This is a genomic window from Coleofasciculus sp. FACHB-1120 (assembly GCF_014698845.1).
Classification (GTDB): domain Bacteria; phylum Cyanobacteriota; class Cyanobacteriia; order Cyanobacteriales; family FACHB-T130; genus FACHB-T130.
The window spans coordinates 324,149-345,596 of the sequence record NZ_JACJTV010000001.1 but is presented as its reverse complement, the minus strand read 5'-3'; the positions used below and the strand labels follow the sequence as shown (position 1 = coordinate 345,596).

Genomic DNA, 21,448 nt, shown 5'->3' with positions numbered 1-21,448 from the left:
CAGTTTATTTTTAGGCAGAAGACTTTTGACTAGAAATCTTTGTCGCTAACCCCCTGACACAGCATTAGCTGGAGATACCGTCTACTGTAGAATTTCGGATCTTTTATTACTTTGTAAGCGATCGCATCCATAGACAAGAAACAATCGATGAAAATCGATGTAAAATCGCAGATGGTATAGAATCCGGTTTTCTGCAAAAAAAGAAGTTAAAAAGCCGCTAAAATCATCACTGTGCCGCTGGTTGAGGAGAGAATGCGGGTGGAATATCAATTACAAGTAGAACAAGTGGTGGAAACGCTTAAAAATGATCTACCCATGCTTTTTGAAAGAGATATTTCCTACGACATTTATACGCAGGATATCTACTTTGAAGATCCAGTGAATAAATTTAAATGCAAATTCAACTATCGGATTATCTTTTGGACGTTGCGATTTCACGCGCAGCTATTTTTTACAGAGATATTTTTCGATCTTCATGATGTGGCGCAGACAGATGAAGATACGATTAGGGCGAATTGGACTGTGCGCGGTGTTTTGCGCCTTCCCTGGAAACCTCGCCTATTTTTTAATGGTTACTCTACTTATAAACTTAATAAAGACGGTTTAATTTACAATCACATCGATACATGGGATCGGAAACCCAGCGAGATTTTGAGGCAGTTCCTAAAAAAGGGAGGAAATATCTAAGCTCAAATTTAGATAAATGCCTTGATGTTAGAAAATATTTTTAGCAAAATGATTTCCAGGATTTATGAAGCTTGAACCAGAGAATTAATAGCCTCTACTTTAGACCCACAATTACTTGAATAAAGCGTAACTGCAAAGGTCGTTCCCACTCCAATTTCACTGTTTACTGCAATTTTTCCACCGTGTAAGTCCACACAATTTTTAACGATAGAAAGTCCTAATCCAGTACCCTGAATTGTCCCCACATTATCAGCTCGATGAAAAGATTCAAATAATCGTGTTCTGGCTTCGGGAGGAATACCGATTCCTTGATCTCGGATGAGGAAAAGTGCTGTTCCTTGTTCGCAAACTAAGTCGAATCGAATATTGCCGCCTTTCGGGGAATACTTAATGGCATTTGAAAGTAAATTCGTAAAAATTTGCCGAAGCAACTTTTCATCCATGCAAAAATGGGTAGTCTGACCTTGACAAGCGAAAGCGATCGCGTGTTGCTTGCTAATTGTCACTTGGATATCTTCCACGAGGCCGCGGCAGAATTTTTCTAAATCTAAAGGTGCTGGATTAAATGCGAGCTTCTTGGCTTCTGCTTTACCAATAAACAACACATCATCTAATAGATGGGTCATATTTTTGGCAGCTGCTTGAATGCGAGCAAAATACTCGCGTTTTTTCTCTTCAGTTGCTTGATGTGGGAAACGTTCTAGCAATCTGGCAGACAAAATGATGATGCTCAACGGGGTGCGAAATTCGTGGGATACGGTGGTAACAAAGCGAGAACGCAGTTCGCAGAGTTCCCGTTCTTTTTCCATCGCATTCCGAATTTCGGCATCAGCTCGTTTCCGCTCGGTGATATCCTCAACCATGCCTAATTCATAGAGGACTTCTCCAATTTCATTCCGGATTACCGTTGCTGTTAACTTCACCCAGCAAATTTCTTGGTTTTTCTTGATATAACGCTTCTCAAGCTGATAGCTGTCTATGTCTCCCTGAATGACTTGCTTGAGATAAGGCGTTTCCGTTTCCAAATCTTCGGGATGGTTAATTTCAAAAAGATTAAGGGCAATCAGCTCTGACTCCGTGTAACCCAAAATTTCACAAAAGGCTCGATTTACCATGAAAAACTGACAGTCAGGTTTTCTGACTAAGGTGATACCGATAGGAGCATCATCAAAAACTCGGCGGAATCTTTCTTCGCTCTCGCGCCGTGCTGCTTCTGCACGCTGGCCTAGCACTGCGTGTCGCAGGCTTTGGCTAATTTCATCCCGAAGTTGTTCGTTTACCTGTTGTAATTCTGCTGTACGCTCTTCTACTCTCTTTTCTAGTTCTTCGTTGGCTTCTTTTAGGGCGGCGGCTGCCCACTTTTGACTCGTAATATCTCTGACAGTGCTAAGGATTGCATCCACACTGGCATCTGGATTTTGGATCGGGGTGATAATGTACTCGTAGTGCTTGAAACCCTCGGTGGTGGGAAGGCAAGCTTCGCCAGTCATCGGTTGCCCGGTAGAAAATACTGTCTGATGGTGCGCTTCAATTGACCCCATATTTTCCGGTTGCAAGCCGAGTTCTTGCCCTGTCTTCCCTACCATATCGCTACGCTGGAACCCCAGTGCTTGGGCACCTGCAAGGCTAGTATCGGCATATTTTCCCGCTCTATCGATCAGATAAATCCGATCTGGAGAAGCTGAGAGAATTTGGTCGAGGTTTGTGGATTGTTGCTTAACTTGGGCGGTGAGTTGTTGTAGTTCTAACTCAACGGTTTTATGCTCGGTGATATCTTTGGCAACTGCATAGAAGCATCCATTTTGATGCGGTAACGTTCTCCAAGACAGCCATCGATAGCTACCATCCTGGCAGAGATAGCGATTTTCAAAATGGACGATCGCATTCTCAGCAGATTGTGTGGATGCTGTTAGCGTTGCATCCATATCCTCTAGATGAACAAACTCTATCCAAGGGCGCGACATCAATTCTTCCAGCGTCCAGCCTAAAACTCTCTCCCAGGCGGGGTTGAGTTTCTGGAAGTACTTATCTTGCCCGCAAATGCATAAGAGATCGAGGGACAGGTTAAAAAATGTATTGAGTTCGGACTCTGCTTTAGCCAGCGGCTCAGTTGGTTCGTTTGGATGCTTGGGATTGTTCACAGTAGCCCTCTTAGAGATTAACTCCCCGGTTATCTGTTATTAGTATTCCCATTGCTTCCGACTAATGATGCAGAGTATTCGTCCCAATTCTTACAAAATTTTGCATTTTGTTTTTAAAACAGCAATTTATGTATTTACTCGGAAGCGATCGCAGATTTTCTGCTACTTCCTAACTTTAAGCAGCCAGAGCGTTGCGGTATACGCTGAGCAGGTGAGTGTTAATCTTCAAAAACCCGCATTTTGTAGGAACCGAGGTTATATCCCTCCGGGATTTTACGTTTATTTTTACGAGATGTTTCGCTGCTGGATGGCTGGATCGAAAGAGCGCGATCGCTTCTACTCCTGATAATCTAATCAAGTTATTCTCATTTGAGATTCTGGCAACAGCAAAAATCTATGCATCAAGATAAACGTCAGGCTTACTGGCGAGCCAATACTGCTTTAATTCGGAATCTTTTGATTGTGTGGGCGCTAGTATCTCTCGTCTTTAGCATTCTGTTAGTTGAGCCATTGAATGCGGTGCGTTTTGGTAGCGTTCCCCTCGGCTTCTGGATGGCACAGCAGGGTTCTATTTTTGTCTTTGTAGCGCTGATTTTCATCTATGCCGTGCAGATGGATAAGCTCGATCGCAAATACGATATCGATGAGTGAGGGAAAAAATGTCAGTTGAAGTCTGGACTATTTTATTGGTTAGTCTTTCTTTCATTGGGTACCTCTACATCGGTTGGCAGTCGCGCGTTAAAGAAAGCGCAGGCTTTTTCGTGGCTGGGCGTGGAGTTCCACCCATCGCCAACGGTGCAGCAACAGCAGCAGATTGGATGTCAGCGGCGTCGTTTATCTCAATGGCAGGGCTGATTTCCTTCTTGGGTTACGACGGCTCGATCTATCTGATGGGTTGGACGGGTGGCTATGTTCTGCTAGCGTTGTTGCTGGCTCCCTATTTGCGGAAGTTCGGTAAATATACGGTGCCGGACTTTGTCGGCGATCGCTATTACTCTAATGTCGCCCGTTTAGTGGCAGTCGTGGCGGCGATTTTTGTTTCCATGACCTACGTCGCGGGACAGATGCGGGGTGTGGGAATTGTGTTCAGCCGCTTCCTGCAAGTAGATGTAAGCACTGGCGTGATTATTGGAATGGTGATTGTCGGCTTTTTCTCCGTTTTGGGGGGAATGAAGGGGATTACCTGGACTCAGGTGGCACAGTACGGCGTATTGATTATTGCCTACTTGATTCCCGCGATCGCGCTCGCCATGCTGCTCACCGGCAACCCGATCCCCCAACTGGCGTTCCCTTTTAGCGATATCGTCCCTAAATTAAACCAAATCCAGGTTGACCTCGGTTTTCAGGAATACACCAAACCGTTTGTCAACAAGTCGATGCTGGATGTTTTGTTTACTACCATTGCTTTGATGGTGGGAACGGCGGGACTGCCTCATGTCATCGTGCGCTTTTACACAGTTCCCGATGTCCGGGCGGCACGTTACTCAGCGGGTTGGGCGCTGCTATTCATCGCCATACTCTACACGAGCGCTCCTGCACTTGCAACGTTTGCCCGTTATAACCTGATCGACAGTTTGCACAACAAGACGATTCAGGAAATTCATCAACTCGACTGGGTGAACAAGTGGGAAAATACCAAGCTGCTTACCTTTGAAGATAAGAACGGGGATGGGCGGATTCAGCTAACGCCCGATAAAGCCACCAGCGAGATCGGCATCGATCCGGATATTATCGTTCTCTCAACACCGGAGGTGGCAAAACTTGCTCCTTGGGTGATCGGCTTGGTGGCGACGGGAGGATTAGCGGCGGCGCTATCTACGGCATCCGGCTTGCTTTTGGTAATCTCCAGTGCGGTTGCTCACGATATCTACTACCGCATCATTAATCCCGGTGCGTCAGAATCGCTACGGGTAATGGTGGGTCGAATTATGGTCGGGTTTGCGATCGCAATTGCCGGATACTTCGGCATCAATCCTCCTGGTTTTGTGGCGCAGGTAGTAGCTTTTGCTTTTGGTTTAGCGGCGGCAAGTTTTTTCCCGGTGATCATTTTAGGCATCTTCGACAAGCGGACAAATCGAGAAGGCGCGATCGCGGGAATGTTAACTGGGCTTATCTTTACCATTTCATACATTGCGGGTGTCAAATTTTATGGGATGCCACCCTGGTTTTTCGGCGTTTCTGCTGAGGGAATTGGCACCTTGGGCATGGCGATCAACTTTGTTGTCACCTGGGTTGTCTCGCGTCTAACTCCGCCACCGCCCCTAGAGATACAGGAGATGGTTGAAGAGTTACGCACGCCAGGTGGGGAACCAATCGTTTCATCAAGCCATTAATCCCCGTGTGGATTTTAGATTTGGAAGTTTGGACGACCAAACCAATGCCGCAACAGAATTTCAAAATTTGCACAAGCGGCAAATCTACAACAAAATGGTATAAATCAACACACAAGTAGGGGTGATTCCTTAATCGCCCCTTTTTTATAGGCGGGTGAAGTAGTTTTTTGAGAGTCGCCACCTACGCCCTTACCGACGCTACTACCGATATAGATGCGATCGCGATCGTCCTACAGGTTTACCAACGTATGCCAATTCATGTTGCTGGCGATACACTGGCGATTTTCTGTTTGCTTTCTTGTGAACAGAGTTGGGAGAGTCTGATGGCTAGCATCACAAGAGAAAAATTAGTCTTAGACATGCGTTCTAGCGCCCCCGCTTTAAACAAGTAGCCCTCTAGAGCCACTGCAAATTTTCCGGTTATCTCCCATACTTCCGAGAAAAAACTCGATAAGCAGCCCCATTAACGCTAGGCACCGGAGAAAGACTATCCTCTTCCATATTTACTAAGTCGAATTGAATATTTTCCGTATAAATTGTTAAAGTAATTCTGATCACTTCTAAGAAATTAATTACCCAAGAACATTCTTCTTGAGGATACTCTTCATAATATTTAATTAATTTAGCAAGACAAACTTCTAAATGAGTTCGAGTTGGAGGACAAATTAGAATAATCTTCAGCAGCAGGATTGCTAGAGTAACCGATTTTCCTTCAGAAGCTAATGAAATAAACAGGGAAGCCGGTTCACCATTCTTCTTGATTGTCAAACATTCAATCACCCGTTTACAGGTTTTAAGCAGCAGCAGGCTATTGACCTCTTCCTCATCAATCTCTTTATAGAGGGGTTCTAAAGCTTTCCCTAAATTAGTTTGTAGGTTTTTTACCTCACCTTGGCTTTCAGTCGAATAAAATAAATATTTTAGTAAGCCTTGCTTAAAATACTTGTACTTCAGTTGTTTGGTTTGTTTCAGGAAAATATTCGCAATGTTTTCATAGCTGAACATACCCCGTTTTGCGATAACTTTTTTAATTAAGCGGAGCGCTTGATCGCCCAAAGCCGTAGGATTTTGGTTTTCCTTAGTGTTAAATCCAGTAGACCCAGAATGGGCTGTGTACATTGCCAGATCAAACTTAAACTGCTCTTTTAACTGCTTTGATAACCCTTTAGCCGCTTGGCGCTGTTCTTCAGGATTCTTCTTATTAACATACTGAGGCGTTAACAAATAGGGAGTATAACGGCTCTTCCAATGGTCTTGCTCTCGATTTTGATATTTAGAAACAAATAACTTAAGTTCTTCGTAGTCTTGGCTATTCACAAAATCTGTAAGCCAAGTTTTTAGACATTTTGTACTCGGAGAAGAGATGCTATCACCGTCAGCAGAATTAGAAATTAATTGAACTAAGTCTTGCAAAGCTTGATAGTTGCGAGACAATATCCAGTTATTGAGCAGTATATAACAAGAACGCTTTAAGGTATTTTTAAATTCTTCCTCATCCTTAGAAAGGATAATAGTTCTAAGCGCTTTTAAGTGTGCTGATTCAACCGCTTTAGCCGGATTAACAAATAAAATTCTAAACTCATATAAAACTAAGTCTGGCGTCCATTGCTTAACAATGTCCAGAAAAAATTGACAAATTACTTCCTGAGCTTTCGGGATATTCTGCACCAGATTGTTTGAATTAGTGAATGGTTCAGTCTGATGAGTATCTGGTAAGACATCCTTGAGTATGGAAGTCTTGAGAACTCTTGAGGGCTTACTGGTCACTTGAAGTTGCATTTCGCTATCGAGAATTCTTTATTCTAAATGTAAACTTTTTCTTAAAAAGATTTGGTGATTGAAAACCTTGACAGTGTATGACAGTCACCTCACTAAGTTGTGAGACTGGATACCGTAGGAATGTGACGCCCGTCACGCAGGCGTCACATTCCTGCCTGTAGTAAGTTTGTATATGGCGCAATTCTTAGGACGATTGCCCCCAGGACAAGAGTTCCTAGCCCACACCAAGCGGCGGGTGAGTGCTGAGTGCTGAGTCCTATGGTCTTTCATCTGTCTAAGGTTCGGGGTATCATCCCTGTCAAAGGCAATGATGATAGAACTACCAATCTCTTTACCCCCTCAAAACCCTATTATCTAAATAGGGTGCCCCAAAAGTGCAGAAGGTATATCATTGCTCGCCTAATTTCACGCAACGTCAAAGCAAAATGTTATATAGCTGTCCTAAGTGGTTTGTGAAGGCGAGATCCCCAACTTCTCCAAGAAGTTGGGGATCTGAACCCCTCTCATCTCACCACTAAAATAGGATTACTATAAGAGAGTCTTTAAAACATCTGTTGATAGAGTTGTTATTTTTTATATTTTTAAATTAGTTTTTTTTATTTTAAAATAAATTCTATTTGAACAAGATGCGCTTATAGAAATTATCGAAGAAATAACGGGAAACAGAATATTTAAGGAGTATTTTTGCTGGCTGAGATTTAACTTTATTTACCCAGATAAGTTCTCATCTTACGTCTTCTCTTTGCGAGGGTTGTGTATCAACTTCTATCTAAAATCAAGGTAATCATTGATTTTGCATAACAAAGAACAGTTGGGTTTTAACTAGAGTTTTCCCTTAAGCTGATATCTTGCACTAAGCCACCAGAATCGAATTCTGGCGCGATCGCATTCCCCGTCAGAAAAGCGTGTGATTGCTGTCGCTGTGGGGTTTCAATCGCCCAGAGCAAGATGTGACCGAGAGTGTGACCCAGAACTGTTAGAGGATGTCGTATGCAGTGCTGAGGCCTGAAGACTGAAGAGTCAGGAGTGAAGGCTGAGGAGTGAAGAGTACGGTCTGAGGTCTGAATGAGACAGGAATTCTTCCCGACTCCTTGACCCTCCTGTTCCCTCTCTATCTCTCGACCCTGACAGCGTTTGGATTAACTGTGTTACCATCTGAAAAAATCTTCTCTATATCTCAATCACCCTATGGGCAAGGTTCTGGTGTTAAACGCCTCTTATGAACCGCTCAACATTACCAGCTGGCGGCGGGCGGCTGTCTTGTTGATCAAAGGGAAAGCAGAGCGGGTTGAACACAACGGCAAATATGTCTACTCAGATTTTCCACTTCCGACGGTAATTCGGCTACGCTACTATGTCCGGGTTCCTTACAAGGAAATTCCCCTGACTCGCCGAAATATCCTGCACCGCGATAGTCATTCTTGTCAATATTGCGCTTATACAGGGGACGATTTAACGCTCGATCATGTAATTCCCCGCTCTCGTGGCGGCGGCGATACCTGGGAAAACATTGTCACCGCTTGCGTGCGCTGCAATGTTAACAAAGGTAGCCGCACCCCTAAAGAAGCTAACATGATGTTGCGGCAACCGCCCCGTAAGCCCTACAGTAGTCTGCACTTTGAAGTTGCGAAACACCTCAAAAGTGGTACGCATCTGGAGTGGAAAAAATATGTGATTGGCGTTTAAGCCCCCTGCATTTAGATCAACTGCGGGGGGTTTTTAAAATTTGGCTGGTCAAGGGACTGGCGGTTACGGGGAGTGCCCCTACGGGTGGGGGAGGAGGAACATCGTACCCTTCCTCAACCCTTTATTGCCAATTGGTACCCCTCAAAGAGCAAGAGCGCAACGGTAAAAGGGTAAAAGATCAAGTCCGGAAAACGCGACCACAGGGGGAGTGCCGTTTGCCAGTTTTTTTGTCAAGATCGGATCAATAGGTAGATCTATATCAAGACAAGCGTAATCACGGCGTCTCTGGAAACCTGTTTTCGCAGTAAAGAGGCGAACTTTCGCAGCATTTACAAGGGTTTCTATACTGCGCTTTTTTTATGCCCTTTGGGCGATTGACTGACTGTCGTATATTTGGCAGGAAGCGTGAGGAGAGAGACCGTTGCAGCAACTGGAATACTAATCTTATAGCCTTGCACACCTGCATCATCCATAATATGCCATCTAATTTGCTCAAGCCTCTTAATGGTTCTCCAATCGCCGCCGAGTCAAAGCCTTTAGAGACCAAGCCAGATTCGGAATCTGTGGTTGAAATTCAACAAAAACAGGAAGCTCCCACACACCTAGGGAATGGATCTAGTAATTATTCAGCAAGATCGTTGAGCGAACCACCACTAGAAAGAATAGTGGAATCGCTACGACGGACTTTGGAGCGTCACCGGGGCGATCGCCATCTGGTAATTCTGCAAGATTTCCCTGACCCGGATGCTCTTTCGGGTGCGTGGGCATATCAACTGATTGCCAAACAGTACAATATCCAATCCGATATTGTGTACGCAGGCACCCTGAGCCACCAAGAGAATATTGCCTTGGTTAAACTCACAGGTTTACCCGCAAAACGCTTAAGCGTCCAGTGCCTGAAGGAAAAAGAGAAGGACTTTTCTGTGTATCAGGGCTGCGTTCTGATTGATAACCAAGGCACCACCTGTCAATTACTGCCTTGGGTACAAAAGGCAGGAATCCCGATTACGGTTGTGATTGACCATCACAGTATACAGACGGAACTGAATGCTGAATTTACGGATATTCGCCCTTCTACACGAGCCACGGCGACAATTTTAACCCAGTACCTCCAAGCAGGGTTGCTAAAGCTGGATAGCGGTATTAGCGAACACGTAAAGTGTGCCACAGCATTGATGCATGGTCTGAGGTCAGATACCAACCGGCTGATGCAAGCTCAGGAAGAGGATTTTCTGGCTGCGGGGTATCTTAGCCGTTTTTATGACGCCCAACTGTTGAATGCAGTCTTGCAGGCGTATCGCTCAAAACGGGTGATGGATGTAATCGAGCGATCGCTAACCAACCGTACTGTGCAAAATAACTTCTCCATCGCCGGTGTCGGTTATCTTCGCTACGAAGACAGGGATGCCATCCCTCAAGCAGCAGATTTTCTCGTAACAGAAGAAAACGTCCACACTGCTGTTGTCTATGGAATCGTCCACGACGAAGACGAAGAACTGGAAGTTGTAATTGGCTCCCTGAGAACCAGCAAGCTGACTCTCGACCCTGACGAGTTTATCAAAGAAGCCTTTGGGCAAGACAGTCAAGGACGCTTTTTCGGCGGCGGACGACTCTCAGCAGGCGGCTTTGAAATTCCGATGGGATTCTTGGGCGGCTTCAATGAAAATTCCGAGTACGCCAAGATGAAATGGGAAGTTTATGACACCCAAATCAAGCAAAAGCTGCTTCGATTGGTTAATCCAAAAGACAATCTGCTTCATGGAGAGTAGAAGCGAGTGGAAGAATGGAATTGCAACTCTTCCCTTCGTCCATCAGCAATTAACCCATGAAACTTTATTTGATCCGCCACGGAATCGCCGCCGAGCTATCTGAGGATGCCAAAGATGAAGCGCGATCACTGACCCAAGAGGGACGCAAGAAAACCGTTAAAGTAGCAAAACGACTGGATGAAATCGGTGTGCGCTTCGACCTGATCCTCACCAGTCCTTTGGTGAGGGCACGCCAAACCGCCAAAATTCTCGTCGCAGCCGGTTTGTGTTCCCACCTAGAAGAATCAATCGACCTGGCTCCTGGGGGTGGCATCCAAGCTTGGCTGAGATGGTTAGAGCAATGGCGGCGATCGGGCGGATCTGAATTAGCCCTGGTAGGTCATCAACCTAACTTGGGAAATTGGGCAGAAATTTTGGTGTGGGGCGATACCCAAGAAGCCCTAATTCTGAAAAAAGCAGGCATGATTGGATTAAGCCTTCCAGAAACTCAGTCTCCCGTGGGTCATAGCCAGATGTTTTTGCTTTCCTCACCCAAGTGGCTGTTGTAATCCCCGTTTAGAAATTCTGGTAAAACTAGCGACTACAAAAACTGTTTCTGGTAAGGTAACTTGAGTATGTTCCCCTCACCCAATCCGTAGCAACATGACTGTCTGCGAGTATAAACCAGGTCTAGAAGGCATTCCCGCTGCCCAATCCAGTATCAGCTATGTCGATGGAAAACAGGGAATACTGGAATATCGCGGCATTCGCATCGAAGACCTCGCAGAAAAGAGTACCTTCCTAGAAACGTCGTATTTATTAATTTGGGGTACGCTCCCCACGAAGGAAGAACTTGAGGCCTTTGAAAGTGAAATTCGCTATCATCGGCGGATCAAATATCGCATCCGGGACATGATGAAGTGTTTTCCGGAAACCGGGCATCCAATGGATGCGCTGCAAGCTTCTGCCGCTGCTTTGGGTTTGTTTTACTCTCGTCGCGCTTTAGATAACCCTGCTTATATTCGGGAAGCAGTGGTGCGTCTCTTAGCAAAAATTCCCACAATGGTGGCGGCGTTCCAATTGATGCGGAAAGGCAACGACCCTGTGCGCCCTCGCGATGACTTGGACTATTCAGCTAACTTCTTGTATATGCTGAACGAGCGAGAACCCGACCCCCTGGCGGCGCGGATTTTCGATGTCTGCTTGACGCTTCATGCAGAACATACGATGAACGCTTCCACCTTCTCGGCACGGGTGACGGCTTCAACCCTGACCGACCCCTACGCAGTCGTTGCCTCAGCGGTGGGAACTTTAGCAGGGCCATTGCATGGAGGGGCGAATGAAGAAGTCATCACCATGTTAGAAGAAATTGGCTCAGTGGCAAATGTTAGTGCGTGGCTAGAGGATGCCTTACAGCGCAAAGCGAAAATTATGGGCTTTGGTCATCGCGTCTATAAAGTGAAAGACCCGCGAGCGACAATTCTCCAAAACTTGGCAGAACAACTGTTTGAGAAATTTGGTCACGATAAGTATTACGACATCGCTGTGGAGTTGGAAAGGGCACTTGAGGAAAAATTAGGCGAAAAAGGAATTTACCCAAACGTGGATTTCTATTCGGGTTTGGTTTACCGAAAGATGGGCATTCCTACAGATTTGTTTACACCCGTATTTGCGATCGCTCGTGTTGCTGGTTGGCTAGCTCACTGGAAGGAACAGTTAGGAGAAAACCGCATCTATCGTCCGACCCAAATTTATAAGGGTTCCCGCGAAGCTGACTACCTTCCGATAGAACAACGATAGTCATCTAGAACCCGAAAAATGCGATCGCTTCCGACAAAAATTGTATGGGGAAGCGATCGCTCTCACATCTCCAAGCTTTGCAAGTTCCCGAAAATTCGGCTGATTCATAACGAATAGAAGTGAAGCGCGACAGAAAATCACCTTCTATTTAAGGATTCCCAGCGCTAGATGATAAATCGCTATTTCTCAGAAGTTCTTGCGCGGTAGCGTGGTAGCGATCGCTCCATCGCTATCACCTAGTAAAATCCCAAGTAGTTTCTCCATACTTTCCATTGGATTACGACAACATTTGCAAATACCTTGCAGAAGAATACCCATCTGAGTTTGTAAGCTGGCTACTCTCAGATGAAGCTACCGACATTCAGGTACTCAAAACTGAACTGAGCGCCGAACCGATTCGCGCCGATTCTCTCACTCTGCTGCAAACTGGCAATCGGATCTTGCACATAGAATTTCAAACCCTGCCAGCATCCGATCCCCCGCTGCCATTTAGAATGCTGGATTACTGGGTGCGACTGTATCGCCAGTATCGCTGTCCAATTGTGCAAGTCGTGATTTTTTTAAAGTCCACCACCTCAGAAGCCGTCTTTATTGAGCAGTTCGCTGCAACAAACACCAGGCATCGATACCGAGTCATCCGTCTTTGGGAGCAAGAACCAGCGCCACTACTGGCAAACCCTGCACTATTGCCATTCGCAACTTTAGCTAAAAGCAATACCCCCAATGACTTATTGGAGCAAGTCGTAGCCCAGATCGATATGATCGAAGAACCAGAGCAGCGGGGGAATCTTGCGGCTTGTGTCGAGGTGCTGGCTGGTTTGCGATTTAGCGAGAATTTAATTCGCCAATTCTTGAGAGAGGAAGTTATGCAAGAATCCGTAACCTATCAAAGCATCATCCAAAAAGGACGACGAGAAGGAAAGAAAGAAGAGGCACTATCGCTGATCGTGCGTCAGCTGGCGCGGCGTCTGGGTGCCGTTGACCAACAGATGCAAGTGCGGATTCAGCAGTTACCCATTGCTCAATTAGAGGAATTGGGTGAGGCGCTATTGGATTTCACGGCACCAACGGATTTAGCCGTCTGGTTAGAGGAGCATCAGTCATAATTACACGAGCAAACCGACTTGTCGGCGCAACGCGATCGCGCCTCCCCTCTTTCTGACCACAGAAAACTTTAACTTAAGGATAAGTAGAATTTCTTATTTGCGGCGCTGGGCTGGATGCGCTCCAACGATATACTAGGCTGTGTAGCTGAAAAAAATCTTCACAAAAGAACAGATAGATTGATTCGATACATCTTGTCTCGAATTGTCCTAGTAATTACTTCGTTCGGGAAACATGAACCCAGGTATTGACCTACAAGGAACTTTTATCCAATCCCTCAGGGATCTGGGCATCCCAGCAGGTGCCGCCAAAGCCGTTTGGATGCCGCTGCCGATGTTTCTGATGATTATTGGTGCTACCGTAGGGGTGCTAGTGGTCGTCTGGCTGGAGCGGAAGATTTCTGCGGCAGCTCAGCAGCGAATTGGGCCAGAATTCGCCGGACCACTGGGTGTTTTGCAGCCGGTCGCCGATGGTCTAAAGCTGGTTTTCAAAGAAGATATTGTCCCAGCCAAGACCGACCGCTTGCTATTCACGCTAGGCCCAATCATCGTCGTCATCCCAGTGTTTTTGTCCTTCCTGATCGTGCCGTTTGGGCAAAACCTGATAATCTCTAACGTCGGAATGGGCGTCTTTTTGTGGATTGCCCTCTCCAGCATTCAGCCGATTGGCTTGCTGATGTCCGGCTATTCTTCAAACAACAAGTATTCCCTACTAGGGGGTTTAAGGGCGGCAGCGCAGTCGATTAGTTACGAAATTCCCCTAGCGCTTTCGGTACTTGCGATCGCAATGATGTCCAACAGTCTTAGCACTATCGACATCGTAGAACATCAATCTGGCTATGGCATCCTCAGCTGGAACGTCTGGCGGCAACCCGTAGGTTTCCTCATCTTTTGGATTGCCGCTTTGGCAGAATGCGAACGACTTCCCTTTGACCTGCCAGAAGCAGAAGAAGAACTGGTTGCCGGTTATCAGACCGAATACGCCGGAATGAAATTCGGTCTATTTTATATCGGCTCTTACGTCAACCTTGTCCTCTCCGCCCTGCTAGTTGCAATCTTGTATCTAGGCGGATGGGAATTTCCCATTCCCCTCTCAATGTTAGGCAGCTGGCTAGGAGTTAATGAAACCAGTCCCTGGTTGCAGGTGATTGATGCATCACTGGGGATCACCATGACCCTCCTAAAAGCCTACTTCCTCGTTTTCATAGCGGTTCTGCTGCGTTGGACTGTACCACGGGTTCGCATTGACCAACTGCTCGATTTAGGGTGGAAGTTTCTGCTCCCAGTGTCTTTAGTCAACCTGCTACTGACCGCAGCACTAAAATTAGCATTTCCCGTTGCTTTTGGCGGGTAATTGGTAATCGGTAATCGGTAATAAATCGTGGTAAAAATTACCTTTTCCACAATCACCAATAACCGATTCTCTAATCAGAGAGAGACACAGAACAATGCTTAAGTTCCTTAAACAAGTTGGCGATTACGCCAAAGAAACCGTTCAAGCGGCTCGATATATTGGTCAAGGGTTGTCTGTAACCTTCGACCATATGCGGCGGCGTCCGATTACAGTGCAGTACCCCTACGAAAAACTCATTCCTTCCGAGCGTTTCCGGGGTCGAATTCACTTTGAATTTGATAAGTGCATTTCTTGCGAAGTCTGCGTGCGGGTTTGTCCCATCAACCTGCCAGTAGTGGATTGGGAGTTTGACAAAGCAAGCAAAAAGAAACTCCTCAAGCACTACAGCATCGACTTCGGAGTTTGTATCTTTTGCGGCAACTGCGTGGAATACTGCCCAACCAATTGCCTGTCAATGACCGAAGAGTACGAGCTTAGCACCTACGACCGTCACGAATTGAATTTTGACAACGTGGCACTGGGTCGCTTGCCGTACAAGGTCACGCAAGACCCAATGGTGACGCCGCTGCGCGAACTTGTCTACCTGCCAAAGGGAGTCATGGACCCGCACGACCTGCCAGAAGGTTCCCGTCGCCCCGGTCAGCTTCCAGATGAAATTCTGGAACAAACGGAAAAATAAAAGTGATTAGTCATTCGTTATTAGTTACCCGAAAAAACTAATGATGAATGACTAATGACGCATGAACTATTGACTACTGACAAAGGACAAAAATGAATCTAGCTGAAGGCGTTCAGATTGTTTCGTTTGGCCTGCTGTCGCTGATGATGATTGGCTCAGCTTTAGGAGTGGTGCTGTTTTCTAATATTGTCTACTCAGCCTTCTTACTGGGTGGAGTTTTTGTTAGCATCGCTGGGCTGTATCTTCTTCTCAATGCAGACTTTGTAGCGGCGGCGCAGGTTCTCATTTATGTTGGAGCGATTAACGTCCTGATTTTGTTTGCCATCATGCTGGTAAACAAGCGGGAAGATTTTGCACCCATTCGCAATCGCTGGATTCGGCAAGCATCAACGGCTTTGGTCTGTATCGGCTTGTTTGGGCTTCTGGGTACGATGGTGATCAGAACTCCCTGGACTTTAGCGGTCTTGACCACTCCCATTGAAAGTAGCATTGTGCAGATTGGTCTGCATTTCTTCAGTGACTTTTTGCTACCTTTTGAGTTGGCATCTGTGTTGTTGTTGATGGCAATGGTAGGCGCAATTGTTCTGGCACGTCGTGAGTATATTCCAGAAGAAATTTCACCTCAGCTAACTCAACCAACCTCGTTAACGTTGCCGGAACGTCCTCGCGAACTTTTGACGGTCGGCTCCGAAAGCGGTAAACTCCCCGCAGATACCAACACCTAGAAACCAAGAAAACTCATGCACTTAGAACTTCAGTATTTTCTACTGCTAGCCGCTGCCCTCTTCTGCATCGGTATCTATGGCTTGATTACCAGCCGTAATGCTGTTCGCGTGCTGATGTCGATTGAATTGCTGCTGAATTCTGTAAACCTGAATTTAATGGCTTTTTCTAATTTCCTCGATCCTCAAGAAATTAAAGGTCAGGTTTTTTCTGTCTTTGTGATTACTGTTGCAGCCGCTGAAGCCGCTGTGGGTTTGGCGATTGTGCTATCAATCTATCGCAACCGCGAGACGGTGGACATGGAGCAGTTTAATCTGTTGAAGTGGTAATGGTTAATGGGTAATGGGTAATGAGTGTTTTGAATTGAAGAAAGCAAGCTCTTGAATTCAAAATTTAGACGCGATAATCGCGTCTCTAGAACTGAAAAGTTTTTACCTATACCAATTACCCATTATTCCTTACTCGCAACGTCAGAAAAATCATTGATTAATATTTAGTTCTTTAAATGTAAATTGATGAATCTACAAGCGTTTTTAATATTCATATTTATCTTCAGAACGTTGAACCCTTATTTTAAATTTTGCCTAATAAATTTGAGCGGTGAAAAACGTGGAAATGTTGAGAGCAAGACATTTCAAGTATCCGACCCACATCTATCATTAGTATTAGTTGTCTGAAATACATTGTTATAGAATGACAGAGGGCTGGAGAAAATAGGCATTATCAAATAAAAGCGATCGCGTCTTTGCAAGGAAGAGGAAAATAGCTATGGGGATGACTCTCACCGAAAAAATCTTGGCTCGTGCCTCTGGTCGGGCTATTGTCGAACCGACGGAAAATATTTGGGTTAACGTTGATTTGTTAATGACCCATGACGTTTGTGGCCCCGGTACAATCGGGGTATTTAAGCGTGAATTTGGCGCTGATGCTAAAGTCTGGGACAAAGAAAAGATTGTTTTGATTCCAGACCATTACATTTTTACTGCCGACGAACGCGCTAACCGCAACGTTGATATTCTGCGCGACTTTGCCAAAGAGCAAGACATTAAATATTTCTACGACATCACCGACCGAGCCGATTTTAAAGCCAATCCCGATTACAAAGGTGTTTGTCACATTGCCCTAGCACAAGAAGGTCACACCCGTCCGGGGGAAGTGCTGTTTGGTACCGATTCCCACACCTGCAACGCGGGCGCTTTTGGTCAGTTCGCCACCGGCATCGGCAACACAGACGCTGGCTTCATTATGGGAACCGGCAAGCTGCTAATCAAAGTCCCGGCGACGATGCGCTTTGTCTTCGAGGGCGAAATGCCGAATTACCTGTTGGCGAAAGACCTGATCTTACAAATCATTGGAGATATTGGGGTTGCTGGAGCTACCTATCGGGCGCTGGAATTTTCCGGTACTACCATTAACGGTCTGTCGATGGAAGACCGGATGACGCTGTGTAATATGGCGATTGAGGCGGGTGGCAAAAATGGCACTGTCGCCCCGGATGAGACGACGTTTGAGTACGTCCGCGCCCGGACGGATAAGCCTTTTGAGCCAGTTTATACGGATGCTGACGCTCGTTTCTACTCAGATCGGCATTATGATGTCTCCAAATTAGAGCCGGTTGTCGCGAAGCCCCATTCGCCAGACAATCGTGCTTTGGCGCGGGAATGTCGGGATGTCAAGATTGACCGAGTTTATATCGGTTCTTGCACTGGCGGCAAAACTTCAGATTTTATGTACGCTGCCCGCATTCTTAAAGGACAGCAGGTGAAGGTTCCTACTTATTTAGTACCGGCAACGCAGAAAGTCTACGAAGACTTGTTCACGCAGAAGTACGAAGGCCAAACTTTGTCTGAGATTTTCTTGGCGGCTGGTTGCATTGAGCCTGCTGCACCTTCCTGCGCGGCTTGTTTGGGTGGCCCCAAGGATACTTTCGGGCGTCTGAATGAGCCGGAAATTTGCGTTTCTACGACTAACCGCAATTTCCCCGGTCGGATGGGGAATAAAGAGGCGGGGATTTATCTAGCTTCGCCTTATACGGCTGCGGCTTCGGCGTTGACTGGATATGTAACCGACCCCCGCGATTTTATGTAGAGCAGTCGCAGAGGGGAATTCGGAACCTCACCCCCAACCCCTCTCCGTCCACGGAGAGGGGCAATATGGAATGGCTCGACCTTTGTGGGGAGGGGCAGTCTTGAATGGCTCGACATACATGGAGAGGGGCAAGGTGCGGTTATGTACTGCATCTCATAGAGAATTGCTAGAGGCTTCAACCCAGGCTGTTAATCAGGTCAATATAATTGATCCAACCTTGGAAGATGTCTTGAATAGTTGCGCTATTTTCCTCAACAAACTGGCTACCTTCCTCTGGAAAAGGAAAGGGGAGGTAGCGATCGCATTCTCAAATTTGCCCAAAATCTCTGTCAGCGCACTTCCTCTGACGCAGGTAGCGATCGCTCTTTCGAGACTTGCACGCTGAAGGCGATCGCGCCAACACACTCGCTATACTCGTAGTCTACGGAATCCAGTAGGTGCGAGTATTATGGTGGATTGGTTATTGGTCTGGGGAGTTAATACTGTCGCGGGATTTGTGTTTACAGAGGTTCTGGCTCCCTTAGCCAAAGGAGCTTTAGACGATTACGTCAAAGATTTTTTCAAAGACAGCATCAAGGATTTTACGGGATTATTCCAGAAAGATATCCTGCAAACAGTAGTTGGTAAAGCTCTGAAGGAATTTTTGCAATTAGTGCAGCAGGAATTAGAAGATGCTGAAATTTCTGAAGAACAACTGCCAGCTTACACCACACCATTTAATCAATTTATTAATGATAAATCTGTTAAAGAGATATTAGGAAGTGCTTTTCAATATGACTGTCAAGCTATAAATATTAAGAAATTATCTATAACTTGGTATCAGCTAGACTTGTTATCTTTGCCAGAGGGATTTGATTGGGAACAGATTGGCAAGCGTTATCTTAAAAAAGTTAAAGCTATCATCCGCGAATCAGACGAATTACGCGCTATACTTGACTCTCAAAATCTAGAAGCTATTCAACAAAGCACTAAAGAACTGGCTGGAATTCCTACTGAATTTGACTTGAGGCGATATCAGGAAGGGCTGCAAGAGCGATACGCCAATCTTAATTTAGATAGTTTAGATACGACTGTTTACGACTATCGAGAAAAACTCAAGGTATGGCAAGTTTTCATAGCACAGGATGTGCGAGAATGCCAGGAATATTTACCCCAAGTTTACGAGATTCCTAAAGAGCATCAAAAACGACTGAGAGAGAGTAACCAACTTGAAGCAGACGTCAACCCGGAGGGGTGGGAACGATACAAAGAAGTTTATTATCAACAGCCAATTCGCTCAGTTTTGGATATTGTTAATGATTATCAAACCTATCCTTATGTTGTAATTTTGGGCGATCCGGGTTCGGGAAAGTCCACATTGTTGCAATACATCGCTTTGAACTGGGCAAGAACGCCCCTGAATAATGTTATTGAAGAGTCAATTCCGTTGCTGATTGAATTGCGGGCTTACATTCGCAATCGCGACTCTGGAGAGTGCAAAGATTTTCTGGAGTTCTTTCACAAGGGCTGTGGAATTGTCTGTCGCCTCAATCAACATGAACTCCACGAACGGCTAAGAACTGGCAAGGTTTTGGTGATGTTTGATGGGTTGGATGAGGTGTTCGATCCGGCGAAGCGGGAGGAGGTAATTACTGATATTCATCGTTTCACGAATGAATATCCGAAGGCGCGGGTAATTGTTACCTCTCGCATTATTGGCTACAAGCCTCAACGGTTGCGAGATGCACAGTTTCGTCACTTCATGCTGCAAGATTTAGAGTCAGAGCAAATCGAGGATTTTCTCTATCGATGGCATGGATTAACGTTCACCGATGAGGCGGATAAAGTTAGAAAACAGGAGCGACTGCAACAGGCAATTAAAAAGTCTTCAGCGATTGGAGAACTGGCGGGAAATCCTCTCCTGCTGACAATGATGGCGATTTTGAACCGCAATCAAGAATTGCCAAGAGATAGACCAGAACTCTACAACCAAGCGTCGCGGTTACTGCTGCATCAATGGGATGTCGAGCAGAAATTGCTAGAAAATCCGAGGGTAGATTCGGTAACGATTGACTATAAAGATAAGCAAGCAATACTGCGTCAGGTAGCTTACCAGATGCAAGCTAGTGAAAAAAGTTTGGCTGGCAACTTGATTAGTGCAGATGATTTAGAAAAGGTATTGACTGATTATCTGAAAACTATAGAAGTTGAGCAAGCCAGAACGGTTACTAGGTTACTAATTGAGCAACTGCGACACCGTAACTTTATTTTGTGTTTCTTGGGTGCAGATTACTATGCCTTTGTGCATCGGACGTTTTTGGAATACTTTTGTGCTAGTGAGTTTGTCTGGCAATTTGAGAAGGAACGCAGTCTTTCACTGGAGGAACTGAAAACAGAGGTTTTTGGCAAGCATTGGCAGGATGAATCTTGGCATGAAGTTCTGCGGCTGATTGCGGGAATGATTGATACGAGTTTTGCCGGTCAAACAATTGATTATCTGATGGCTTTAAATGGCGAAGCGAAAAAGTTTATCAACCTACTTTTGGCAGCTAAATGCCTTTCAGATGTGAGGAATCGAAGTGCGATCACAGCAACTGCAAGTAAACTGCTAAATCACCTTAAAGACTTAACTACTCAGGTAAGTGTAAATTTTGTAGTTCGCCAACAAGCGGTTTCAGCAATTGCAACAACCTGGAAAGAGGAACTAGAAACCCTGACCTGGCTTAAAACCCTTGCTCAGTCAACAGATGAAATGGATACTTATGTACGATATATAGCGGTGGGAGAGGTAGCCAACGGTTGGAAAGACAATCCAGCAAATTTACTTTGGCTCAAAACCTGTGCTTGCTCCCGTGATTGGCGTGTCCAGCAGGTAGCAGTGCAACAGATAGCAAGGGATTGGAGAGATCATTCAGATACCTTATCTTGGCTTAAAGCTCTCACTCAAATTGATAATACTTTAAATGTGCAATACATAGCGGTGATGGAGCTAGCTAGAGGTTGGAAAAACGATCTTGATACTTTATCTATCCTCAAATCCAATGCTCTGTCTGGCAAGAATTGGGAAGAGCGATATGTGGCAGTGAATGAATTAGCCAAAGGTTGGAAGGATGAGCCTGGGATGTTTGAATTTTTGTGCGATCGCGCCCTTAAAGATCCCTTTGAGCGTAAGGAAGACAAGCAATACAACCCTCGGCAAATTGCACTTGAGGGAATTATCAAAAATTATGCTGACCATCCTCAGACTCTAACGCTGTTGCGCGACAGAGCAGAAAATGACCTAGACGAAAAAGTACGCGAGTTCGCCAGCAAGAAACTCAAAGAATTAGATAATTAAAATTAGAGAAA

At 45.6% G+C, this 21,448-nt stretch carries 20 protein-coding genes; 17 read left to right on the top strand and 3 right to left on the bottom strand.

All coding sequences use genetic code 11. The annotated features are described in order from the left end of the window. The first annotated feature begins 252 nt into the window (after window positions 1-252). Window positions 253-687, top strand: a complete 435-nt coding sequence (locus tag H6H02_RS01480; protein WP_190814221.1) for a DUF2358 domain-containing protein — start codon at window positions 253-255, stop codon at window positions 685-687. A gap of 62 nt (window positions 688-749) precedes the next feature. On the opposite strand, the gene H6H02_RS01475 is transcribed toward H6H02_RS01480, so the two are convergent. Next, window positions 750-2,828 (bottom strand): PAS domain-containing sensor histidine kinase, encoded by a 2,079-nt coding sequence (locus H6H02_RS01475; protein ID WP_190813929.1) that lies wholly within the window; start codon window positions 2,826-2,828, stop codon window positions 750-752. Window positions 2,829-2,892: 64 nt separating this feature from the next. Between H6H02_RS01475 and H6H02_RS01470 the strand changes: the two genes are divergently transcribed. The 4 genes from H6H02_RS01470 (at window position 2,893) to H6H02_RS01455 (ending at window position 5,553) form a co-directional block, all read left to right on the top strand. Next, on the top strand, window positions 2,893-3,174 hold the full coding sequence (locus H6H02_RS01470; protein ID WP_190813927.1) for a hypothetical protein: 282 nt from the start codon (window positions 2,893-2,895) through the stop codon (window positions 3,172-3,174). A 50-nt stretch (window positions 3,175-3,224) separates the two neighbouring features. After that, on the top strand, window positions 3,225-3,479 hold the full coding sequence (locus H6H02_RS01465; RefSeq protein WP_190813925.1) for a DUF4212 domain-containing protein: 255 nt from the start codon (window positions 3,225-3,227) through the stop codon (window positions 3,477-3,479). Between the two features lie 8 nt (window positions 3,480-3,487). After that, complete coding sequence (locus H6H02_RS01460) at window positions 3,488-5,161, top strand: sodium:solute symporter family protein (RefSeq protein WP_190813924.1); 1,674 nt, start codon at window positions 3,488-3,490, stop codon at window positions 5,159-5,161. A 167-nt stretch (window positions 5,162-5,328) separates the two neighbouring features. Further along, window positions 5,329-5,553 (top strand): hypothetical protein, encoded by a 225-nt coding sequence (locus tag H6H02_RS01455; protein ID WP_190813922.1) that lies wholly within the window; start codon window positions 5,329-5,331, stop codon window positions 5,551-5,553. 28 nt (window positions 5,554-5,581) lie between these two features. Here H6H02_RS01455 and H6H02_RS01450 read toward each other — a convergent pair whose 3' ends face one another. Then, window positions 5,582-6,940, bottom strand: a complete 1,359-nt coding sequence (locus H6H02_RS01450) for a hypothetical protein (protein ID WP_190813920.1) — start codon at window positions 6,938-6,940, stop codon at window positions 5,582-5,584. Window positions 6,941-7,758: 818 nt separating this feature from the next. Continuing rightward, entirely contained in the window at window positions 7,759-7,887 is a 129-nt protein-coding gene (locus tag H6H02_RS27450) for a hypothetical protein (protein WP_277922492.1), read from the bottom strand. Window positions 7,888-8,128: 241 nt separating this feature from the next. On the opposite strand from H6H02_RS27450, the gene H6H02_RS01445 reads away from it, so the two are divergent. From H6H02_RS01445 to H6H02_RS01390, 12 genes are all read left to right on the top strand, one after another. Beyond that, entirely contained in the window at window positions 8,129-8,626 is a 498-nt protein-coding gene (locus H6H02_RS01445; protein ID WP_190813918.1) for an HNH endonuclease, read from the top strand. A gap of 476 nt (window positions 8,627-9,102) precedes the next feature. After that, a complete protein-coding gene (locus H6H02_RS01440; protein ID WP_190813916.1) occupies window positions 9,103-10,395 on the top strand; it encodes a bifunctional oligoribonuclease/PAP phosphatase NrnA in 1,293 nt (430 codons plus the stop codon). Window positions 10,396-10,451: 56 nt separating this feature from the next. After that, window positions 10,452-10,943 (top strand): phosphohistidine phosphatase SixA, encoded by a 492-nt coding sequence (gene sixA / locus H6H02_RS01435; protein ID WP_190813914.1) that lies wholly within the window; start codon window positions 10,452-10,454, stop codon window positions 10,941-10,943. Window positions 10,944-11,037: 94 nt separating this feature from the next. Beyond that, window positions 11,038-12,174: a citrate synthase gene (locus H6H02_RS01430; RefSeq protein ID WP_190813912.1), complete on the top strand. Its 1,137-nt coding sequence runs from the start codon at window positions 11,038-11,040 to the stop codon at window positions 12,172-12,174. A 272-nt stretch (window positions 12,175-12,446) separates the two neighbouring features. Beyond that, window positions 12,447-13,280: an Rpn family recombination-promoting nuclease/putative transposase gene (locus H6H02_RS01425; RefSeq protein ID WP_190813910.1), complete on the top strand. Its 834-nt coding sequence runs from the start codon at window positions 12,447-12,449 to the stop codon at window positions 13,278-13,280. A gap of 232 nt (window positions 13,281-13,512) precedes the next feature. Next, on the top strand, window positions 13,513-14,631 hold the full coding sequence (gene nuoH, locus H6H02_RS01420; RefSeq protein WP_190813908.1) for an NADH-quinone oxidoreductase subunit NuoH: 1,119 nt from the start codon (window positions 13,513-13,515) through the stop codon (window positions 14,629-14,631). A 94-nt stretch (window positions 14,632-14,725) separates the two neighbouring features. Further along, window positions 14,726-15,310: an NAD(P)H-quinone oxidoreductase subunit I gene (gene ndhI / locus H6H02_RS01415; RefSeq protein WP_190813906.1), complete on the top strand. Its 585-nt coding sequence runs from the start codon at window positions 14,726-14,728 to the stop codon at window positions 15,308-15,310. A 92-nt stretch (window positions 15,311-15,402) separates the two neighbouring features. Then, window positions 15,403-16,035 (top strand): NADH-quinone oxidoreductase subunit J, encoded by a 633-nt coding sequence (locus H6H02_RS01410; protein ID WP_190813904.1) that lies wholly within the window; start codon window positions 15,403-15,405, stop codon window positions 16,033-16,035. Window positions 16,036-16,050: 15 nt separating this feature from the next. Beyond that, window positions 16,051-16,362 carry an NADH-quinone oxidoreductase subunit NuoK gene (gene nuoK, locus H6H02_RS01405; protein ID WP_190413505.1) on the top strand — a complete coding sequence of 104 codons (312 nt, stop codon included), beginning with the start codon at window positions 16,051-16,053 and terminating at the stop codon, window positions 16,360-16,362. 439 nt (window positions 16,363-16,801) lie between these two features. Continuing rightward, complete coding sequence (locus H6H02_RS01400) at window positions 16,802-18,121, top strand: 3-isopropylmalate dehydratase large subunit (protein WP_190813902.1); 1,320 nt, start codon at window positions 16,802-16,804, stop codon at window positions 18,119-18,121. Between the two features lie 237 nt (window positions 18,122-18,358). Further along, window positions 18,359-18,541: a hypothetical protein gene (locus H6H02_RS01395; protein WP_190813900.1), complete on the top strand. Its 183-nt coding sequence runs from the start codon at window positions 18,359-18,361 to the stop codon at window positions 18,539-18,541. Between the two features lie 28 nt (window positions 18,542-18,569). Then, a complete protein-coding gene (locus tag H6H02_RS01390; RefSeq protein WP_190813898.1) occupies window positions 18,570-21,437 on the top strand; it encodes an NACHT domain-containing protein in 2,868 nt (955 codons plus the stop codon). Window positions 21,438-21,448 lie beyond the last annotated feature (11 nt).

What these genes read in the sequence shown, in the direction of transcription:
- nuoH (WP_190813908.1), top strand. Translation starts at nt 13,513, where the DNA reads ATGAACCCAGGTATTGACCTACAAGGAACTTTTATCCAATCCCTCAGG.
- H6H02_RS01430 (WP_190813912.1), top strand. Translation starts at nt 11,038, where the DNA reads ATGACTGTCTGCGAGTATAAACCAGGTCTAGAAGGCATTCCCGCTGCC.
- H6H02_RS01470 (WP_190813927.1), top strand. Translation starts at nt 2,893, where the DNA reads ATGATGCAGAGTATTCGTCCCAATTCTTACAAAATTTTGCATTTTGTT.
- H6H02_RS01450 (WP_190813920.1), bottom strand. Translation starts at nt 6,940, where the DNA reads ATGCAACTTCAAGTGACCAGTAAGCCCTCAAGAGTTCTCAAGACTTCC.
- ndhI (WP_190813906.1), top strand. Translation starts at nt 14,726, where the DNA reads ATGCTTAAGTTCCTTAAACAAGTTGGCGATTACGCCAAAGAAACCGTT.
- H6H02_RS01480 (WP_190814221.1), top strand. Translation starts at nt 253, where the DNA reads ATGCGGGTGGAATATCAATTACAAGTAGAACAAGTGGTGGAAACGCTT.
- H6H02_RS01460 (WP_190813924.1), top strand. Translation starts at nt 3,488, where the DNA reads ATGTCAGTTGAAGTCTGGACTATTTTATTGGTTAGTCTTTCTTTCATT.
- H6H02_RS01445 (WP_190813918.1), top strand. Translation starts at nt 8,129, where the DNA reads ATGGGCAAGGTTCTGGTGTTAAACGCCTCTTATGAACCGCTCAACATT.
- H6H02_RS01390 (WP_190813898.1), top strand. Translation starts at nt 18,570, where the DNA reads ATGGTGGATTGGTTATTGGTCTGGGGAGTTAATACTGTCGCGGGATTT.
- H6H02_RS01465 (WP_190813925.1), top strand. Translation starts at nt 3,225, where the DNA reads ATGCATCAAGATAAACGTCAGGCTTACTGGCGAGCCAATACTGCTTTA.
- sixA (WP_190813914.1), top strand. Translation starts at nt 10,452, where the DNA reads ATGAAACTTTATTTGATCCGCCACGGAATCGCCGCCGAGCTATCTGAG.
- H6H02_RS01440 (WP_190813916.1), top strand. Translation starts at nt 9,103, where the DNA reads ATGCCATCTAATTTGCTCAAGCCTCTTAATGGTTCTCCAATCGCCGCC.
- H6H02_RS01410 (WP_190813904.1), top strand. Translation starts at nt 15,403, where the DNA reads ATGAATCTAGCTGAAGGCGTTCAGATTGTTTCGTTTGGCCTGCTGTCG.
- nuoK (WP_190413505.1), top strand. Translation starts at nt 16,051, where the DNA reads ATGCACTTAGAACTTCAGTATTTTCTACTGCTAGCCGCTGCCCTCTTC.
- H6H02_RS01400 (WP_190813902.1), top strand. Translation starts at nt 16,802, where the DNA reads ATGGGGATGACTCTCACCGAAAAAATCTTGGCTCGTGCCTCTGGTCGG.